We start from the raw sequence: 16,511 nt of genomic DNA on the forward strand, positions 1-16,511 counted from the left end.
TCTGTTCCGGCTACAGGCCCCCGCGAGGGGAGTTGTCGATTTGATGGAGATACGTGGGATCAAATTCTCCGGCAGCGACGACTTTGTCGACATCGATCAATTTGACAAGGTTCTTGCGGATGTCCAGGACGCGCTGGCTGCGAAACTCCTGAAGCACGCGGTTCACATGCACGGTGCTGAGGCCGAGCGCATCGGCGAGATCCGACTGCGTGATCGGGAACTGGTACTCGTTGTCGTCGACGAGGCCGACTTCGGCCAGCCGCTGCCGCAGCTCCGCGAGCAGGTGAGCCATGCGGGCCGACGCCGAGCGCACGCCCAGGTTCAGCACCCGTTCGCGAAAGATTGCCGAATCGACCAGGGTTTCGCGCCACAGCGCACGGGCTACGGCTGGATGTGTATCGATCAGGCGGGCGATGTCGTCATGGTCGATGAAACCCAGCGTCGCCGCGGAGATGGTGACGAGGTCGTGGTCCATGGTCTTGAGTAGCAGGCTCTGCAGATCGGGCAGGTCGCCGGGGATATGGAACGACAGGATCTGGCGCTTGCCGGTCTCCGTGACCTTGGCGCGGTAGGCGAACCCACTCATGATCAGGCAGCACGCGCTCGGACTGTCGCCCTCGAATACAATGTGGGTTTCAGCGTCGACCGCCTTCATGGCGACGGGAAGCGCCTCGATCGCTCTGATGTCGTCTTCGCTCAGCTCGGTCGCGTTCCGCAGCTTGCGGACCAGCGTCGCCATGTGGTGCATCGGATGCTCGCGATGGCGAAGGACAAGACCATCGACTTGAGGCAGGGTCTTTGGGACCGGAGAGCGATATGCCAAATTTCGCTGCGCAGGCAGGGGGAGCACAATCATCTCTCGGCCAGCCTCCCGCTAAGAAGTGGGGCTGGTGCAAGACAATCCGGTGAGCGGCAATTTTGTTCCCTCGCCGGATTATTTTCTTGCTCCGTCGCATTTTGCGCGGGCAGAGAGGGGCCGAGGCGCGGGATGACCCTCACCCCTTTTAGGTTGATTCGGCACGCACTTGCTCGCATCCTCTCCCCATCAGGACGGAGAGGCAGCCCGCATGGAACGCTACATCCGGAACGAAAACATTCGCCGCTTTCGTCAGCTGCTCGAGTCCGAGACCGACGAGCAGAAGCGCAGGGTCATTCAGCAGCTGCTCGCGGCTGAGGAAGCCCGGGAGGTTCCGCCGGGTTCCGAGGTGCCCAAGAGCTAGGGCCGCTCACCGCTGCCGGGCTTCCACCCAGTTGAGAGTTCCGCAGCCAGAGCAATTGAACAGCCGCTCTGCAACTCCTGTCCGGGGATTGAGGATGCTCCGAATCCGAGGGGCGGGCTGGCCACAGCTGCGGCACGACGGCAGACCGCTGCCCCCGTCGCCCGAAAAGCCGCTCTTGTTGTCTGGCACGTCTGACATCACGATCCCAAAACTCACGAGATCAATCGGCGGATCAGCGCCGGAAGACAATTCGGGACAATACGGAGCCGATTGCGCCGAATGTCCGGCGCATCTCCGGCCCTTTTAGCCGCCTTGCAGCGATCGAGAAATCTGTTCCTCGCGTGGAACTTCTAACTTGCACAGCCGTTACGTCGATGCGTTGACTCGTGACTGCCCGTGGGTCGTGCAAGGCGAGGCGGCAATGTCGCCGCAAGTGGGGGATGGATGAGCAGTCGCGAGTTCGTGCGTCGTTTCTGGCGCAATCAGACATCCCTTGCCTACGATCTTCCTGACCTTGTCGCCGGCACCCTCGATGATCGCGATTTCCGCCTGCTGGCGGATGGCATCCCGATGCTGTGCTGGATCGCCAATGGTGACGGCTACATCGTCTGGTACAATCGCCGCTGGCACGAATACTGCGGCAGCACGCCCGAGCAGATGGAAGGCTGGGGCTGGCAGTCGGTGCATGATCCCGAGCAATTATCCTCGGTGATGGAGCGCTGGCAGGCCTCGATCGCCACCGGCGAGCCGTTCGAGATGACTTTTCCGCTGCGCGGCGCCGACGGCCTCTTTCGTCCGTTTCTCACCCGCATCCAGCCGATGCGCGATGCCTCCGGAAAGGTCAGGCGCTGGTTCGGCGTGAACATGGAGGTGTCGGCGCAGGTCGAGGCCGAGCAGGCGCTGCGCGCCAGCGAGATGCAGGCGCGCGCCGATGCCGAACGCGTGCAGCTCGCGCTCGCGGCGGGCGCGATCATCGGCACCTGGGTCTGGGACATCCCGTCGAACCGCTTCACCGTCGACGAGAATTTTGCGCATAATTTCGGCCTCGATCCCTCGCTCGGACGCGAAGGCCTGAGCCTCGAGCAGGTCACCATGACCGTGCATCCCGAGGACCAGGCCGGGCTCGCAGCCGTCATCCAGGAGGCGCTGACATCAGGCGGATCCTACGCGCATCAATATCGCGTCCGCCGCCGCGACGGCGTCTATCGCTGGATCGAGGCCAATGGCCGTGTCGAGCAGCGCGACGGCCGGCCCGTGCGCTTCCCCGGCGTGCTGCTCGACGTTCACGAGCGTCGCGCGGCCGAGGCCGCGCTGCGCGACACGGAAGAACAGCTCCGGCTGGCCACCCAATTCGCTGAGATCGGTTTCTGGGACTACGACCCCATCAACGATGTCCTGGTGTGGCCGCCGCTGGTGAGGAAGATGTTCGGCGTCGCCGAGGACGCGGCGATCACGATCGCGGACTTCTACGAGGGCGTGCACCCCGACGATTCCGAGGCGACCAACGCGGCTTTCGCGGCGGCCGCCGACCCGGTGCAGCGTGCGCTCTATGACGTCGAATATCGCACCATCGGCAAGAACGATGGCGTGGTACGCTGGGTGGCGGCGAAGGGCCGCGGTCTGTTCGACGCGTCCGGCCGATGCGTTCGCCTGATCGGCACCGCGATCGACATCTCCGATCGCAAGGCCGCGGAAGCGCGGCTGCGCGATCTCAACGAGCGCCTCGAAGTCGCCAATGAGGAGATCAAGCGCTATGCCCATGTCGTGAGTCACGACCTGCGCGCGCCGCTGGTCAACATCATGGGCTTTGCCCAGGAGCTGCAGAGCCTGCGCGAGGAGATGTTCGACGCCGGCCGGTTGCCGAAGTCTGATCCCGTGCGTCAGCAGGCCGAGCGCGACTTCGACGAGTCCCTGTCGTTCATCCGCGCCGCGACGCAGAAGATGGACGGGCTGATCTCCGCCATCCTGAAGGTCTCGCGCCACGGTCAGCAGCCGCTGCATCCGGAGCCGCTCGACATGAGCGCGCTGGTGCAGAAGCTCGCCGACGCCATCCGCCATCAGACCGAGACGGCAGGCGCCATCATCGAGGTCGCGCCGCTGCCGCGGCTCGTCGCCGATCCGCTCGCGATCGGCCAGATCTTCGGCAATCTGCTCGACAACGCGGTCAAATATCTCGATCCCGCGCGTCCCGGCCGCATCGCCATCACCGGCGAGGAGCGCGGCCGCGACGTGCTGTTTCATGTCGCCGACAACGGCCGCGGCATTCGCCCCGAGGACCAGGCGCGGGTGTTCGAGCTGTTCCAGCGCGCCGGCAAGCCTGACCAGCCGGGCGAGGGCATCGGCCTTGCGCATGTGAAGTCGCTGCTCGGCCGTCTGAACGGCAGCATCAGCCTGACCTCGGAGGCCGGTGTCGGCACCACGTTCACGGTGACCCTGCCGCGCGTGGCACAGGCGTCGTCATGACGCCGTTCGCGCCGCCTGTCAGTCGATGATCCCCGGGCCGTCGGTCATCGCCCGCGCCACGCCCTGCTTCATGCGCTCCAGCGCCTTCGGCGCGTGCCCGTGCCAACCGACGACCTCGGCCAAGACCCGCAACGGCGCACGCGATCGATACGACCGTGTCGGATTGCCCGGAAACTTCTTGTCGGTCACGTTCGGATCGTCTTCGATCTCTCCGGTCGGCTCGACCACATAGATCCGTTCCCGCGCGCTGCCCGCTGCCAGCTCGGCGCCCCAGATCGCCGCATCCAGCGTGGCCGTGAAGTAGACCCAGGACAGCGCCGCGTCCATGTAGTTCGAGCCATGGCCGACCGCGATCAGGTCGCCCGGTTTCAGATCGGCGCGCGTGCCGTGGAAGAAGGATTGCGCAAACACGGTCGCGACAGATGACATGAGGGTCCCTCGATCATGTGACCTGTCGTCATGCGCGAAGGCGCCGCCGCCGGCAAGCTGAAATCAAAGCCGGCGATCGCACGAAAAAATCACCGGGAGACCTGTCGGAATTCCCGCCGTCACATCGTCCTCCGAGCGCACAGCACGGAGGAACCCGACATGACCGCTCCGAAGATCGTCGCTCAGGACGCGTGGACCGAGGCGCATCGCACCCATCTGGCCAAGGAAAAGGCCTTCATGCGGCAACGCGATGCGCTGTCGGCCGAGCGGCGCGCGCTGCCCTGGCTCAGGATCGAGAAGGACTATCTGTTCCAGGCGCCGCAGGGGCCCGTTACCTTGAGCGGTCTGTTCCAGGGCCGCAGCCAGCTCATCATCTATCATTTCATGATGGGCCCGGGCGATCCGCACCGCTGTCCCGGCTGCTCGTTCCTGTGCGACCATATCGACGGCGCCAACCAGCATCTGCGCCACCACGATGTCAGCCTGGTCGCGGTGTCGCGCGCCCCTCTGGCCGAGATCCTGCCCTACAAGGCGCGGATGGGCTGGGCGTTCGACTGGGTGTCATCGCATGCCAGCGACTTCAATTTCGATTTCCAGGTCTCGTTCTCGGACGAGCAGATCGCGACCGGGCAGGCGATCTACAATTTCGTGCCCTTGAAGCGCGGCTCGCACGAGCTTCCCGGCCTCACCGTGTTCACCAAGGATGCGGCCGGCGACATCTTCTGCACCTTCCAGGTCCGCTCCCGCGGCGGCGACCCGCTGATCGGCGCCTATCACTATCTCGATCTCACGCCGAAGGGCCGCAACGAAACCGGCCGCGGCAACCTCTCGGACTGGGTCCGCCTGCACGACGAATACACGCCGCGGGCCTAAGCCTCGGCAGGCGCGAGCCGATCCGGGCAATTCGTCAAACGCGCCGGAGAGCCGATGGCGGTGCAGCCGGCGGGCACATCCGCGGTGACGACCGCTCCCGCGCCGATCTTGGCGAACGCGCCCACCGCGACGTCGCCGAGGATGATTGCCCCCGACGAGACCAGCACCCCGCGCCCGATCCGCGGCGCGCGGCCAGGCAGCGCGTCCTGCCGGCCAATCGTGACGTTCTGCAGGATCGTGACCTCGTCGCCGATCTCGGCAAACGCGCCGATGATGATCCCGGTGGCGTGATCGAGAAACACCCCCGTTCCGAGCCTGGCGGATGGATGAATGCTCACCTGCAGAGAGGTCGAGGCCTCCGCCTGCAGCAGCAGCGCGAGGTCGGGCTTGTCGTTGCTCCAGAGCCAATGCGAAACACGATACGCCTGAAGCGCGATGTAGCCCTTGTAGTTCAGCAGCGGCGGCAGCAGCGCCGTGGTTGCAGGATCGCGCGCGGCGATGGCGCCGAGGTCGTGATACGCTGCGTCGACCAGTTCGGGGGCCGCGAGCTGCGCTTCGCTCGCGATCGCGGCGAACTGCGCCTGCTCGGCCCTCGCCCGGCCAAGGCGGACGCCGATCTGGGATGCGATCACGCTTCCGAGATCCCGATGATCGAGAATCGCAGCCGACATCGCGCGGCCAAACACGGGATCGCGCGCTGCGGCCAGCTCTGCTTCGCGCCGAAGGGATGACCACAATTCGTGTTCGACGTCAGGGCTAGCCGTCATGACAGTCATTAATCCGCTGACAATGCCCCCGAACATACAGGGCTTCCGGCGCCGATGCCAGCCGCCGAGGCGAGCAGACCGTTCCTGGCCCCTTTCTCTTGGCCGCGCGAACGATCGTGATATCGTTCGTCAAGCGGCGACTTTCACGAGAGAGCAAAAAATTGCGGTCCAGCTCTAAGCCATCCACCTCGCCCGATCTGCTCGACTGCGTACGGCGGTATGGCCGCGCGCTGCTGCTTGGGCTGATGATGGTCGCAGGCTCGCCCGCGCGAGCCGACTCCACGGTTGATATGAGTGCGAAGAACCTGATGGTGGTCATCAGGGAGTCGATAGGCGCCAACAAACAGACTGAAACGCTGGAGCCCATGGGCAGGATGCGGGCGAAATTGGCCGACGGCAAGGAGGTGGAGTTCGAGCTCTGCGCATTCCTGCTCCTTGGTGACATGCACATCAGGTTCGTCTTCGATGGGCTCAGCATGATGCAGAACGCCAAACCGCAGGATCTGGCCCGCCTTGGCCTTGCTCCGGCCGAGGCGCTCCAGCTTGCGGTCGCAAATATCAAGCGAGTATATGGCGATCCTGTCGTCAAGCCTTGGGACAACGGCGTCATGGAGGTCGCCGGGAGGTCGCCCGATCTCGACAGTAGCTATTTTCTGGATCGCGAATTCTGGCAGCGTCGATTGCAGGACCATCCTGAGGGCTTGGTCGCTGCGGTGCCCAGGCGTGGTGCCCTGCTGTTTGCTCCGCTCGCCCGCCGCGACGCCGTCGACTGGCTGCGCAGAAACATCAATCAAATATACGCCAGCGGCGATCGCTTGCGGGTGTCGTCCGGGCTCTATTTGTTCAAGGACGATCGGTGGACAGTGTTTCAGTCGCCGAAAAACTAACTTGTTTACGAGGCTCGGCACTCTGCAGGTCAACGGCGGCATGGGCGGAGGTCCGCGGTTCGTGCCATGAACTCGGTTACGATCGTACGGGCTCGGGTTTGCAACTGCAGAGGTTCGTGCTCACCCGTCGCTATGGACTTGCGATGCCGCGATTGCTTGCTTGGAATGGTGACGAGTGATACGCTTTCTGCATGAAGAGCATCATCTCCATCGCTTCGGTCTTCTTCCTGACCCATTGATCGCGGCCCGTCTCGCGGGCGCACGACGTGGCGCGGCGCGTTGCCGCATGTTTCAGGATCAGACCCGGCCAGTGACCGCGCAACGCGCGGAAGGATCTCACTTGGCCATGCGATGCGAGGACCTTCATGCCCGACAATCCAATCTCGGCGGCGCAGCCGCCTGTGCTGTCGTCTGCGCAGATCGATCAGTTCATCCGCGACGGGTTCGTCAAGCTCGAGCGCGCGTTCTCGCGCGAGCTTGCCACGGCGGCGCGCGCCATTCTCTGGCGCGACCTGCCGTGCCGCGCCGATGATCCCACCTCATGGACGCGGCCGGTGATCAGGCTCGGCCAGTATCACGACGAGCCGTTCAAGCAGGCCGTCAACACGCCGCGTCTCTACGCCGCCTTCGATCAATTGGTCGGCCCTGGACGCTGGCGTCCGCGTCCGGGCCTCGGCACGTTCCCGGTGCGCTTTCCTCATCCCGATGATCCCGGCGACGCCGGCTGGCACGTCGATCTGAGCTTTCCCGGTCCCGACAGCAACTCGGAAGCGCGTCCGGGCTTCTCGACTTGGCGCGTCAATTTTCTGTCGCAGGGTCGTGCGCTGCTGATGTTGTTTCTGTTCTCCGACATCGGCGAGCATGACGCGCCGACGCGCATCAAGGCCGGGTCGCATCTCGATGTCGCGCGATATCTGGCGCCGGCCGGCGAGGCCGGGCGCTCCGCGGATGAGCTGAGCCAGTTCTCCGCCAGCCTGGAGCGCCCCCAGGTGCTTGCGACCGGGGAAGCCGGCGACGTCTATCTCTGCCATCCGTTTCTGTCGCATGCGGCGCAGATGCACCGGGGCACGGAGCCGCGCTTCCTCGCCCAGCCGCCGCTGCATCCAAGCGAGTCGATCTGTCTCGATCGGGCGGATGCGGCCTACTCGCCGGTCGAGATCGCGATCCGTCTTGCGCTCGGCAAAGGCTGAACGCCCGGTTCGGCAGCGCTAACGCCGAGGCAAGACGATAATTCGGTGATAATTCGGTGACAGTGCACTCAATATGACAGGTAGTTGAGTGCACTGTCACCGACATACCACCGAAATACGAAATACCGAGAAGATGAGCCTTGTCGATTGCATCGCCAGTCAGGCGAGGTCTTGGAGCGCACCGCGCAAGCCCGTTCAACCGCTGCCGTTATCGAACTGCCGTGGGCCGCGGTGAAGTTGTCCCGCAAATGCGCCGTCCTAACCTCCTATGCCTCAGCTCAGGTCTGTTTCGCCATTCGTGTCGCCGGAGGCAAAGGTTGAGGATTCAAAGCCTGCCGCTTTGCGCGTTGGAGAGCTTTGTACTCTCGTTCGGTAATCCAGGGGGTAGGATCACCAGGAGACTGGCCCAAACCGAAATTGACGAAGGGATTCACCGGTATTGTGAAGGATAGGATCTCCCAGTGGAGACACTTGCCTCGTGTCCAATGAAAGCTGTGAGTGGCAGGGTCATAGACTTCATAGATGAGCCATCTCGTACAGAACCGATCGACGGCGAGAGCAGGAGCTGTCGCGCCGAACACGAGCGTGGCGGTGAGACCTGTCAGGAGAGCAAGGGAGGAATGCCGCATGTGAATTCTCCAATCAATGAAAGATTGAGACAACGGCGAAACGCAACCAGCATAGTTGTTGTAGGTTTCACGTGCAAGTTGGTTCGGCCTCTCTGAGTTGATCAAGATGAGATTCGATCTGACGATGACCAATCAGATACCGGTCGTTGTTGGCGCGAGTATCATGGTGTGTCGGTCATGATGCGTCACCGCGCTTCGGTCGCAGAATTGTGTGATCTAGATGAGCGTTTCTTTGGCAGCGGCAGTTTCCAAGGACAGCTTTTCACCGTCTCCGCAGCTGTCATGCTCGCGAAGGCGGAGCATCCAGTACGCCGCGGCGGAAAAAATAGACCCGAATCGCCCTGGCGTACTGGATCGTCCGCTGTCGCGGACGCGAGAGCGCCAAGTAGAAAAACGCTTAGTTACGAGAGCGAGGCCTCAGCTCGGCAGCTGATCGGACCGGCTCGTCAACTCAGCCGCGATTGGATATCCCGATAATGATGCTGACCTGCCGCTTCCATGGCCTCTGTCCTCATGCAGAACCAGGTCCGGCGCCGAAGCGAACGGTTCGCGCTCAATAAAATTCGCAATTCCAGAAGATTTATCTTTCGCTTTCGCAGAAATTGTGCTCTACTCCCGCCATCCTGCTTCGCCACGAGGGGCGTATCGCGATCGTCACGGCACGTGAGGCGGGGAGGCGATGGCCGCTGGCTGGCCGCAGCGCGTTTCGGCGCGCGGACGAACGGCAGTTGGCGGACGTGAAGTCGTATGGTCCTGGCGCCGCGACGCTGGCGCTAAGCTGTCGGGCGATGATCCCGACGGTGACGGTGGCTAAAGAGCCCGTACACCGGGGAGAGTACGAAGTAAGCGTGAAGACCATCGCGCAGGGAATGCCGGAGTTCGGCTGAACCTGTGGTGACTGCCGCCTGCTTTTGTTTGCAGGCGGGCCATGGGTTGCGGCCAGCGCCCGGCATTCCCTGCGCCCTCGTGATTGTCCGAGGGGCCGTCGATCTCATCAGCCCGGGCGCATCAGCGTCGCGGGACCGCGCTGACGCGCGAGGGATCGAGGCCAGGCGTGGCGAGCCAACCGGTGTGATGATCGAGCAACGGCCCCATGTGGCGCGGGTCGAGCGTCGCAGTCCGGTGTCAAGCGCGATGGTGAAAGGCGCTTTTGGAAGGTGGCTTGCCAGGGAAAGCGGACTTGCCAGGGCGTCGCAGCCGGCCCGCCAACGGCCGATCGCCCAGCGCCCAGCCCTCGCACTGCTGCGGAATTTGATCTAGATGGGAGGCCATCTCGAACGACCGATCCTGTCGTCTCGCGCGCATCGGCGCGAAGGACAAATCCGGAGTTGCATATGTCGCAAGCACATTCTTTCAGCCTCGCCGCCGAAACCACGGACATCCTGACGTCGCTCGGCGTCGCCCCGGAGCGGTTGCGCGGCGGCACCCGTACCGCGCGCTCACCGATCACCGGCGAGGCGCTGGCGCAGGTGCACGACGACACGCAGGCCGACGCGACCGCGGTGATCGCTCGCGCCCATGCAGCCTTTTTGCAATGGCGGCTGCTGCCGGCGCCCAAGCGCGGCGAGCTGGTGCGGCTGCTCGGCGAGGAGCTGCGCGCCAACAAGGCCGCGCTCGGCCGGCTGGTCTCGATCGAGGCCGGCAAGATCGTGTCGGAGGGCCTCGGCGAGGTTCAGGAGATGATCGATATCTGCGACTTCGCCGTCGGCCTGTCGCGCCAGCTCTACGGCCTGACCATCGCGACCGAGCGCGCCGAGCACCGCATGATGGAGACGTGGCATCCCCTGGGCGTGACCGGCGTCATCTCGGCCTTCAATTTTCCGGTTGCCGTCTGGGCCTGGAATGCGGCGATCGCGCTGGTGTGCGGCAACAGCGTCGTGTGGAAGCCCTCGGAGAAGACGCCGCTGACGGCGCTCGCGACCGACGCGCTGCTGGCGCGGGCGCTTCAGCGCTTCCGCCGCGAGGGCGGCGAGGCGCCGGATGGGCTCGCGGGCCTTTTGCTCGGCGGCCGCGCCGTCGGCGAGATGCTGGTCGACGACGCGCGTGTGCCGCTGGTGTCGGCGACCGGCTCGACCGCGATGGGCCGCGTCGTCGGCGCCTGCCTCGCCGGCCGCTTTGCCCGCGCCATCCTCGAACTCGGCGGCAACAATGCCGCGATCGTCACGCCCACCGCCGATCTCGATCTCACCTTGCGCGCGGTGGCGTTCGCCGCGATGGGCACCGCCGGCCAGCGCTGCACCAGCCTGCGCCGGCTGTTCGTGCATGCCGATGTCTATGAGCAGCTCGTGCCGCGGCTGAAGCAGGCCTATGCGTCGGTCGCGATCGGCAATCCGCTGGAGCAGGGCACGTTGATCGGCCCGCTGATCGACCGCGGCGCCTATGACGCAATGCAGGACGCGCTGAGCGCCGCCAAGGATCACGGTGGCCGCGTGTTCGGCGGCGAGCGCGTCAGCGTCGGCGGTCTCAACGAGGCTTATTATGTTCGGCCGGCGCTGGTCGAGATCGCCGCGCAGGCAGGACCGGTCGAGCGCGAGACCTTCGCGCCCATTCTCTATGTCATGCCGTATCGCGATCTCGACGCCGCGATCGAGCTGCACAACGCGGTGCCGCAGGGCCTGTCGTCGTCGATCTTCACCAACGATCTGCGCGAGGCCGAACTGTTCGTCTCCTCGCGCGGCTCCGACTGCGGTATCGCCAACGTCAATATCGGGCCGTCAGGAGCGGAGATTGGCGGCGCGTTCGGCGGCGAGAAGGAGACCGGCGGCGGCCGCGAGTCCGGCTCCGACTCATGGAAGGCCTATATGCGCCGCGCCACCAACACCGTGAACTACGGACGCAGCCTGCCGCTGGCGCAGGGCGTGAAGTTCGATCTGGGGTGAGCGAATTCGGGTGAGCGACGTGATGCCTCCTTTCAGCAGCGGAACTGCTTCGGCGATTCGTGCGTTGCGCGCTGACAAGGAGATGCACCATGGCAGCAAAGAAGAAGACCACGACGGCGAAGTCAGCACGCGGACGCAAGCAGGACCGTGCCCGCGTCGCGGGCGGACAGGACTACGAAGTGCGCTACGAGGCCAAGAAGACCGGACGGTCGGCATCGGCCGTGAAGAAGGCCGTCAAGAAGGTCGGCAACAGCCGCAAGAAGGTGACGCGCAAGCTCGCGCGTTAGCGTCAGGTCAGCTTCGGCCGCTGCGGCGGCCGAAGCGATCCCCTGGCCCAGCCGAGTGCCTTGGGCGAACGGAGCGGATCGGGGCCGTCGCAGACGGGGCAGACCGGCTCGCGCGGCCGGACGGTCGCGGAGAGTCCGACATCTGCCTTCCCGCCCGAGATCGCCTCATGCTGCCGCTCACGAATTGCGAGCGGGCGGCCGCAGGTCGGGCAAGGCTTGCGGATGAGCCATTGGGCAGGACGTTTCAGCACGACGACGTCTCCCGGTTGAGCGCAGGACTCTCGCTGAGGGCCAATCTGGGTTTGTCGCGAAACTGTCCCCACACCGTCATGCCCGGGCTAGAGACGGGCCCAACACATCGATCGCCATATGTGATAGCCCTGCGGTTGAGTGGTCAGGCTAGGACATCTTCGGGCCGGCGCGGAATCACTTATTTGAATCGTGGCGACTCTTCCGGTTCGTCCGCGGCCGAACAATCAGGGCAGGTGTCGCCGATCGCGCTGAGGACATCCTCGATCGCAGCGATTGCTTCCGAACTGCAGACGCCGCGCGGCGGATCGTCGCTGGCGGTGCGACGCGCCCGGGCCACCGCATCTGGATCGCCTCGCTCTCGCATCCAGCCATGCTCCTCGCATTCGGTGATGGCGCCGGCGTCGCGCAGAACGGCGACGGCCCAGCGCTCGAGATTTGGGATCGCTTGGCGGCGCGTGTTGGCAGGTGGCATCGGCTCTCTCCAGTCTGGGAGAATCCATGAATCCTCCGGCGTTTCCAGGCTCGGCCTGCAGGGCAGGGATTCCAAAATGGAGGGGCTGGACTTGGACGAGCGGATCGGTGCTTGCCGCTTGAGATCGCCGCGGGCCGGGGCCATCCTGGGCGAAGCTTCGTGACAGGGGTGCAGACAGGGATGCAGATCAAGACCAACGAGGATGTGCTGCTCATCATCGATGTGCAGAACGATTTTTGCCCGGGCGGCGCGCTCGCGGTCGCCGACGGCGACGCCGTGGTGCCGGTGATCAACCGGCTCAGCGCGATGTTCGATCACGTCGTGCTGACCCAGGACTGGCATCCGGCGGGCCACAGCTCGTTCGCGTCGAGCCATCCCGGCAAGGGACCGTTCGAGAGCGTTACGATGCCCTATGGGCCGCAGACGCTGTGGCCGGATCACTGCATCCAGGGCACGCCGGGCGCGGCATTCCATCCGGAGCTTTCGATCGACAAGGCGCAGATGATCATCCGCAAGGGTTTTCGCGGCAGCATCGATTCCTATTCGGCGTTCTTCGAGAACGACAAGACGACGCCGACCGGGCTTGCCGGCTATTTGCGCGAGCGCGGTTTGAAGCGGGTTGTCCTGGTCGGGCTCGCGACCGATTTCTGCGTGCACTATTCGGCCGTCGATGCGCGCCGGCTCGGCTTCGAGGCGATCGTGATCGACAGCGCCTGCCGCGGCATCGACCTCGGCGGCTCGATGGCGGCCGCCAGGGCCGAAGGCGCCGAGGCCGGCGTGATCAGGCTGCCGGAGCTGGCATGAGCTACGCCGCCGCGCCGATGCTGGGGTCGGCGATGGCGCCGGCAACGCGAACGCGGACGCGGAGCGCATTGCCGGGGAGGTAGGCGATCGGCATGTCCTCGACGTCTACCGTCTTGAGCGTGCCGCGCTCGGCGCCGGCCTGCACGGCGCGGTCCTCGGCGATGCCGCGGGCCGCCGCGATGGCCTCGTCGCGGGTCAGGTCGCGGAACACCTGGTCGGCCTCGCCCGACACCTGCGCGATCGCGGCGCCGACCGCATTGGCGCAGTCGCCATGCGGGACGCGGACGATGTTGGAAATGCCGGCGAGCCGCTCCGGCACCAGGAAGGCGCCGCCGCCGACCGCGAGCAGCGGCACGTCGCCGGCCTCGGTCTTCATGCGGTCGATGTCGCCTTCGAGCTGGCGATGGGCATCGGCGAGCGCGGCGTCGATCAGGGTTTTCGGCAGATGCGCGACGCGCGCGCGGTCGCCGATGTCGATCAGCCCGGCCGCGACCGCGATGTCGGTCGCGGTGAGCTGGTCGCCGCCGAACACCAGCGCCTCGGATGTCAGCCGATATCCGACGCTGACCGGACCGACGCTGATAGGCTCGCGCCCGACGTGGCTGCCGCCGCCGAGGCCGATCGAGAGCAGGTCGGGCATGCGGAACAGGGTGCGCACGCCGCCGACCTCGACCACGGCATTGGCCTCGCGCGGAAAGCCGTGGCGGAGCTGGCCGATATCGGAGGTGGTGCCGCCGACATCGACGACCATGGCGTCGTCGAGGCCGGAGAGATATGCGGCGCCGCGCATCGAATTGGTGGCGCCGGAGGCGAAGCTCATGACCGGGAACGCGGTCGCGATCTCCGCCTGCATCACGGTGCCGTCGTTCTGCGTCAGGAACAGCGGCGCCTCAATGCCGGAATCGGCGATCGCCTTGCGGAAGGCGGCGACGGTGGTGACGGCGAGATCATGGAGTGCCGCATTGAGGAGGGCGGCGTTCTCGCGCTCGAGGAGTCCGATGCGGCCGAGGTCGTGCGACAGCGTCACCGCGACCTCAGGGCAGATCTCGGCGAAGATGTCGCGCGCCGTGATCTCGCAGCTCGGATCGAGCGGCGAGAACGACGAGGCGACAGCGACCGAGCGCAGCCCCTTGGCCTTGATCGTCCGCGCGGCGGCCTTCAGTCCGTTGGTGTCGAGCGGCATGAAGGGACGACCGTCATAGTCATGACCGCCCTCCAGCATGAACGTCTCGCCGCTGACGAGCTCGGCCAGATCCGCCGGCCAGTCGCAGAACGGCGGCAGCGAGGCGGAGGCCGGCATGCCGATCCTGACGGCGCCGATCTTGTGCAGATGCCGCCGCTGCACCACCGCATTGATGAAATGCGTGGTGCCGATCACGACCGCATCGACCGGCACGGCCGCCGCGGGATTTTCGCGCAGCGCCTTCAGCGCGGCGAGAATGCCGGAGGTGACGTCGGCGGTGGTCGCGGCCTTGACCGAGTGGACGACCTTGTCGTCGGCAATCAAGACCGCGTCGGTGTTGGTGCCACCGACGTCAATACCAATCCGCTTCATTCACTAGGCTCCAGAGGTCGCAAACAGCGACCGGAAATCGAGGTCGTAACCGAAGGCGCGGGGGCCGACGAAATCGAGGCCGCGCGGGCTGGTCAGCACGGCGGGTGCGGGCAGGGCGATCACCGTCACACGCTGGCCGTAGCGTACGGTCTCGGTGCCGATGCCGTGGCCGTTGACGCTGTCGAGCACGCAGATCAGGTCGGGCGACATCGCGATGGCTTCGTCACCGCGCCAGGCCACGATCCACTCGTTCTGGAACGACAGCTTGAGCTGCGTGCCGCGATCACCGTCGCTGCCCTCGATGACGGCAGAGCCACGCAGGAAGCCCTCGGTGGTGCGGCGCTCGACGTCGACGATCTTGCCGGTGAACAGCCGCTGACCGCCCTCGCAGTCGAGGATCGCCGCGATCGGATCCCCGTGGTTCCTGTTGGCGGCGTTGACGGCGCGGCCGATCGCGATCGCCTTCGTCGTCGTGAAATGGATGCCCCAGTCCTTGACCTCGCGCCCCGTGCGCGGCGCCTTGCTGGTCGAGGCGATCGAGCCCATCTCGACGCAGATCTTGCGGCTGGCGCGCTCCATCCACTTCCACGAGGGCACCTTCGTCACCACGGCCTCGATGCCGCGCGGATCGTACAGCGTACAGGGATACGGCTTGAGGTCGCCGATCGCCACCGACGTCATCTGCGCTTCGGGAAAGGCGCGGCCCATGCAGTCGGCGTCGACGACGGGGATGTTCAGATGCGCCGCCGCCATCAGCGCCTGCATGCCGTTGCCGCCGCCGATCTCGACCGACATCACGGCGCGGAACTTGATGTTGTTGATCTCCTCCTGCATCCGCACCGCGCGCGCGATGCTGCGGCTGTCGGCGAGACGCTCCTGACCCACCAGCGGCGCGCCCATGTTGGAGACCACCGCGACCCAGTCGTCGTCGCCGAGATCCAGCGGCGACATCAGCTGCACGCGGTGCCCTTCCGCATAGAGCCGGCGCAGATTGAGCAGTCCGAGATAGGGACTGCCGCCGCCGCCGGTGCCGAGGATCCAGGCGCCGACCGCGAGCGCCTCGATGTCATCGAGGCTGATCGTCTTCATCTCGATCTCGCTCACGACACCAGCTCCTCGATCACCCGCGTAGCCGCCGCGATCGACAGGATCACGGGGCCCGGATAATGCCGACGCACACGGGCCTTGTTGGCGCTGGAGTAGCTCATGCAGTCGAGCACGACGAGATCGGGCTGCCTGGCCGCCATCTCGCGCGCGGCGGCATCGACGGTGGCGTCATCCGAGCCCGGCTGCAGCGTGACGCCGACGACCTCGACGCCAGCACGTTGCCACTTCTTGGCGATCAGCGTGGTCTGCTCCGGCAACGGCGAGAACACGCCGATCCGGCCCTTCGGCAACACGGCCTCGACCATCTTGTGCAGGACGGCCGAGGGCAGGATCACGAGGCCTTCCGGCGTGAGGTTCGGAAACTCGCCGGTGCAGGCGAGCATGACCACGTCGATCCCTTCCTGGCGAAACTTCGCGAGCTGCGTATTGGCGCGGGCTTCCACGGCCTTTTTGCTGAGCCGCACATTGTCGCCGTTCGGCAGCAAGGTGAACAGCGCGTCGGCGCCATCGAGCGGTGGGATCTGGTCAATTTCGGCGCGGCTCATGCCGTCGAGCGCGCCGCGCAGCTCGATCGTCATCCCTGGCGACAACACCGCCGCGATCTCGGCCTCCATTGTCGGGCGCGGGCTTTGGCCGATGACGACGATGCCCATGCGCCGCTGGGTGAGGTGGGCGGGAGACGGGGATGAAAGCATGA

The 16,511-nt window shown here is 65.5% G+C and carries 17 protein-coding genes; 8 read left to right on the forward strand and 9 right to left on the reverse strand.

Annotated features, from left to right (window positions below):
• Positions 1-10: 10 nt before the first annotated feature.
• The gene (locus ACQR0Z_RS14325) at positions 11-739 is read right to left on the reverse strand and encodes a Crp/Fnr family transcriptional regulator (protein WP_434919020.1); all 729 of its coding nucleotides are present in this window, start codon (positions 737-739) and stop codon (positions 11-13) included.
• 328 nt (positions 740-1,067) lie between these two features.
• Between ACQR0Z_RS14325 and ACQR0Z_RS14330 the strand changes: the two genes are divergently transcribed.
• Together ACQR0Z_RS14330 and ACQR0Z_RS14335 are read left to right on the forward strand one after the other, a co-directional pair.
• Positions 1,068-1,220 (forward strand): hypothetical protein, encoded by a 153-nt coding sequence (locus tag ACQR0Z_RS14330; protein WP_434856969.1) that lies wholly within the window; start codon positions 1,068-1,070, stop codon positions 1,218-1,220.
• A 444-nt stretch (positions 1,221-1,664) separates the two neighbouring features.
• Positions 1,665-3,683, forward strand: coding sequence for a PAS domain-containing protein (locus ACQR0Z_RS14335; protein WP_434919021.1), 2,019 nt, complete (start codon positions 1,665-1,667; stop codon positions 3,681-3,683).
• 18 nt (positions 3,684-3,701) lie between these two features.
• Here the strand turns inward: ACQR0Z_RS14335 and arr are convergent, their stop codons facing one another.
• Positions 3,702-4,112 (reverse strand): NAD(+)--rifampin ADP-ribosyltransferase, encoded by a 411-nt coding sequence (gene arr, locus ACQR0Z_RS14340; RefSeq protein WP_434919022.1) that lies wholly within the window; start codon positions 4,110-4,112, stop codon positions 3,702-3,704.
• Between the two features lie 159 nt (positions 4,113-4,271).
• Here arr and ACQR0Z_RS14345 point away from each other — a divergent pair, with 159 nt between their 5' ends.
• On the forward strand, positions 4,272-4,985 hold the full coding sequence (locus ACQR0Z_RS14345; RefSeq protein WP_434919023.1) for a DUF899 domain-containing protein: 714 nt from the start codon (positions 4,272-4,274) through the stop codon (positions 4,983-4,985).
• On the opposite strand, the gene ACQR0Z_RS14350 is transcribed toward ACQR0Z_RS14345, so the two are convergent.
• Complete coding sequence (locus tag ACQR0Z_RS14350; RefSeq protein ID WP_434878805.1) at positions 4,982-5,752, reverse strand: serine O-acetyltransferase; 771 nt, start codon at positions 5,750-5,752, stop codon at positions 4,982-4,984. The two genes, ACQR0Z_RS14345 and ACQR0Z_RS14350, sit on opposite strands and share 4 nt — an antisense overlap.
• Positions 5,753-5,868: 116 nt before the next feature.
• Between ACQR0Z_RS14350 and ACQR0Z_RS14355 the strand changes: the two genes are divergently transcribed.
• Positions 5,869-6,639, forward strand: a complete 771-nt coding sequence (locus tag ACQR0Z_RS14355) for a hypothetical protein (RefSeq protein WP_434856964.1) — start codon at positions 5,869-5,871, stop codon at positions 6,637-6,639.
• Between the two features lie 130 nt (positions 6,640-6,769).
• Here the strand turns inward: ACQR0Z_RS14355 and ACQR0Z_RS14360 are convergent, their stop codons facing one another.
• On the reverse strand, positions 6,770-7,006 hold the full coding sequence (locus ACQR0Z_RS14360) for a hypothetical protein (protein WP_434856963.1): 237 nt from the start codon (positions 7,004-7,006) through the stop codon (positions 6,770-6,772).
• Here ACQR0Z_RS14360 and ACQR0Z_RS14365 point away from each other — a divergent pair.
• From ACQR0Z_RS14365 to ACQR0Z_RS14375, 3 genes are all read left to right on the forward strand, one after another.
• Positions 7,005-7,829 carry a phytanoyl-CoA dioxygenase family protein gene (locus ACQR0Z_RS14365; RefSeq protein WP_434856962.1) on the forward strand — a complete coding sequence of 275 codons (825 nt, stop codon included), beginning with the start codon at positions 7,005-7,007 and terminating at the stop codon, positions 7,827-7,829. The two genes, ACQR0Z_RS14360 and ACQR0Z_RS14365, sit on opposite strands and share 2 nt — an antisense overlap.
• Positions 7,830-9,792: 1,963 nt before the next feature.
• A complete protein-coding gene (gene amaB, locus ACQR0Z_RS14370; protein ID WP_434919024.1) occupies positions 9,793-11,337 on the forward strand; it encodes an L-piperidine-6-carboxylate dehydrogenase in 1,545 nt (514 codons plus the stop codon).
• An 89-nt stretch (positions 11,338-11,426) separates the two neighbouring features.
• Positions 11,427-11,624, forward strand: a complete 198-nt coding sequence (locus ACQR0Z_RS14375) for a DUF3606 domain-containing protein (RefSeq protein ID WP_434878758.1) — start codon at positions 11,427-11,429, stop codon at positions 11,622-11,624.
• A gap of 2 nt (positions 11,625-11,626) precedes the next feature.
• Here the strand turns inward: ACQR0Z_RS14375 and ACQR0Z_RS14380 are convergent, their stop codons facing one another.
• Together ACQR0Z_RS14380 and ACQR0Z_RS14385 are read right to left on the reverse strand one after the other, a co-directional pair.
• Positions 11,627-11,875, reverse strand: a complete 249-nt coding sequence (locus ACQR0Z_RS14380; RefSeq protein WP_434856959.1) for a hypothetical protein — start codon at positions 11,873-11,875, stop codon at positions 11,627-11,629.
• A 179-nt stretch (positions 11,876-12,054) separates the two neighbouring features.
• Positions 12,055-12,492, reverse strand: a complete 438-nt coding sequence (locus tag ACQR0Z_RS14385) for a hypothetical protein (protein ID WP_434919025.1) — start codon at positions 12,490-12,492, stop codon at positions 12,055-12,057.
• Positions 12,493-12,528: 36 nt separating this feature from the next.
• Between ACQR0Z_RS14385 and pncA the strand changes: the two genes are divergently transcribed.
• Positions 12,529-13,152: a bifunctional nicotinamidase/pyrazinamidase gene (gene pncA / locus ACQR0Z_RS14390; protein ID WP_434919026.1), complete on the forward strand. Its 624-nt coding sequence runs from the start codon at positions 12,529-12,531 to the stop codon at positions 13,150-13,152.
• A gap of 1 nt (position 13,153) precedes the next feature.
• Here the strand turns inward: pncA and ACQR0Z_RS14395 are convergent, their stop codons facing one another.
• The 3 genes from ACQR0Z_RS14395 to ACQR0Z_RS14405 are packed head-to-tail and all read right to left on the reverse strand — an operon-like array spanning position 13,154 to position 16,509.
• Positions 13,154-14,707, reverse strand: coding sequence for a hydantoinase/oxoprolinase N-terminal domain-containing protein (locus ACQR0Z_RS14395; RefSeq protein WP_434919027.1), 1,554 nt, complete (start codon positions 14,705-14,707; stop codon positions 13,154-13,156).
• Between the two features lie 3 nt (positions 14,708-14,710).
• The gene (locus ACQR0Z_RS14400; RefSeq protein WP_434919028.1) at positions 14,711-15,811 is read right to left on the reverse strand and encodes a DUF917 domain-containing protein; all 1,101 of its coding nucleotides are present in this window, start codon (positions 15,809-15,811) and stop codon (positions 14,711-14,713) included.
• Complete coding sequence (locus tag ACQR0Z_RS14405; RefSeq protein WP_434919029.1) at positions 15,808-16,509, reverse strand: AroM family protein; 702 nt, start codon at positions 16,507-16,509, stop codon at positions 15,808-15,810. Before ACQR0Z_RS14405 ends, ACQR0Z_RS14400 begins: the two co-directional genes overlap by 4 nt.
• Between the last annotated feature and the right edge of the window lie 2 nt (positions 16,510-16,511).

It is taken from the genome of Bradyrhizobium sp. HKCCYLS3077 (assembly GCF_051167555.1).
Lineage (GTDB): Bacteria > Pseudomonadota > Alphaproteobacteria > Rhizobiales > Xanthobacteraceae > Bradyrhizobium.

What these genes read in the sequence shown, in the direction of transcription:
- ACQR0Z_RS14325 (WP_434919020.1), bottom strand. Translation starts at nt 739, where the DNA reads ATGGCGACGCTGGTCCGCAAGCTGCGGAACGCGACCGAGCTGAGCGAA.
- ACQR0Z_RS14330 (WP_434856969.1), top strand. Translation starts at nt 1,068, where the DNA reads ATGGAACGCTACATCCGGAACGAAAACATTCGCCGCTTTCGTCAGCTG.
- ACQR0Z_RS14335 (WP_434919021.1), top strand. Translation starts at nt 1,665, where the DNA reads ATGAGCAGTCGCGAGTTCGTGCGTCGTTTCTGGCGCAATCAGACATCC.
- arr (WP_434919022.1), bottom strand. Translation starts at nt 4,112, where the DNA reads ATGTCATCTGTCGCGACCGTGTTTGCGCAATCCTTCTTCCACGGCACG.
- ACQR0Z_RS14345 (WP_434919023.1), top strand. Translation starts at nt 4,272, where the DNA reads ATGACCGCTCCGAAGATCGTCGCTCAGGACGCGTGGACCGAGGCGCAT.
- ACQR0Z_RS14350 (WP_434878805.1), bottom strand. Translation starts at nt 5,752, where the DNA reads ATGACGGCTAGCCCTGACGTCGAACACGAATTGTGGTCATCCCTTCGG.
- ACQR0Z_RS14365 (WP_434856962.1), top strand. Translation starts at nt 7,005, where the DNA reads ATGCCCGACAATCCAATCTCGGCGGCGCAGCCGCCTGTGCTGTCGTCT.
- ACQR0Z_RS14360 (WP_434856963.1), bottom strand. Translation starts at nt 7,006, where the DNA reads ATGAAGGTCCTCGCATCGCATGGCCAAGTGAGATCCTTCCGCGCGTTG.
- amaB (WP_434919024.1), top strand. Translation starts at nt 9,793, where the DNA reads ATGTCGCAAGCACATTCTTTCAGCCTCGCCGCCGAAACCACGGACATC.
- ACQR0Z_RS14375 (WP_434878758.1), top strand. Translation starts at nt 11,427, where the DNA reads ATGGCAGCAAAGAAGAAGACCACGACGGCGAAGTCAGCACGCGGACGC.
- ACQR0Z_RS14385 (WP_434919025.1), bottom strand. Translation starts at nt 12,492, where the DNA reads ATGGCCCCGGCCCGCGGCGATCTCAAGCGGCAAGCACCGATCCGCTCG.
- pncA (WP_434919026.1), top strand. Translation starts at nt 12,529, where the DNA reads ATGCAGATCAAGACCAACGAGGATGTGCTGCTCATCATCGATGTGCAG.
- ACQR0Z_RS14395 (WP_434919027.1), bottom strand. Translation starts at nt 14,707, where the DNA reads ATGAAGCGGATTGGTATTGACGTCGGTGGCACCAACACCGACGCGGTC.
- ACQR0Z_RS14405 (WP_434919029.1), bottom strand. Translation starts at nt 16,509, where the DNA reads ATGCTTTCATCCCCGTCTCCCGCCCACCTCACCCAGCGGCGCATGGGC.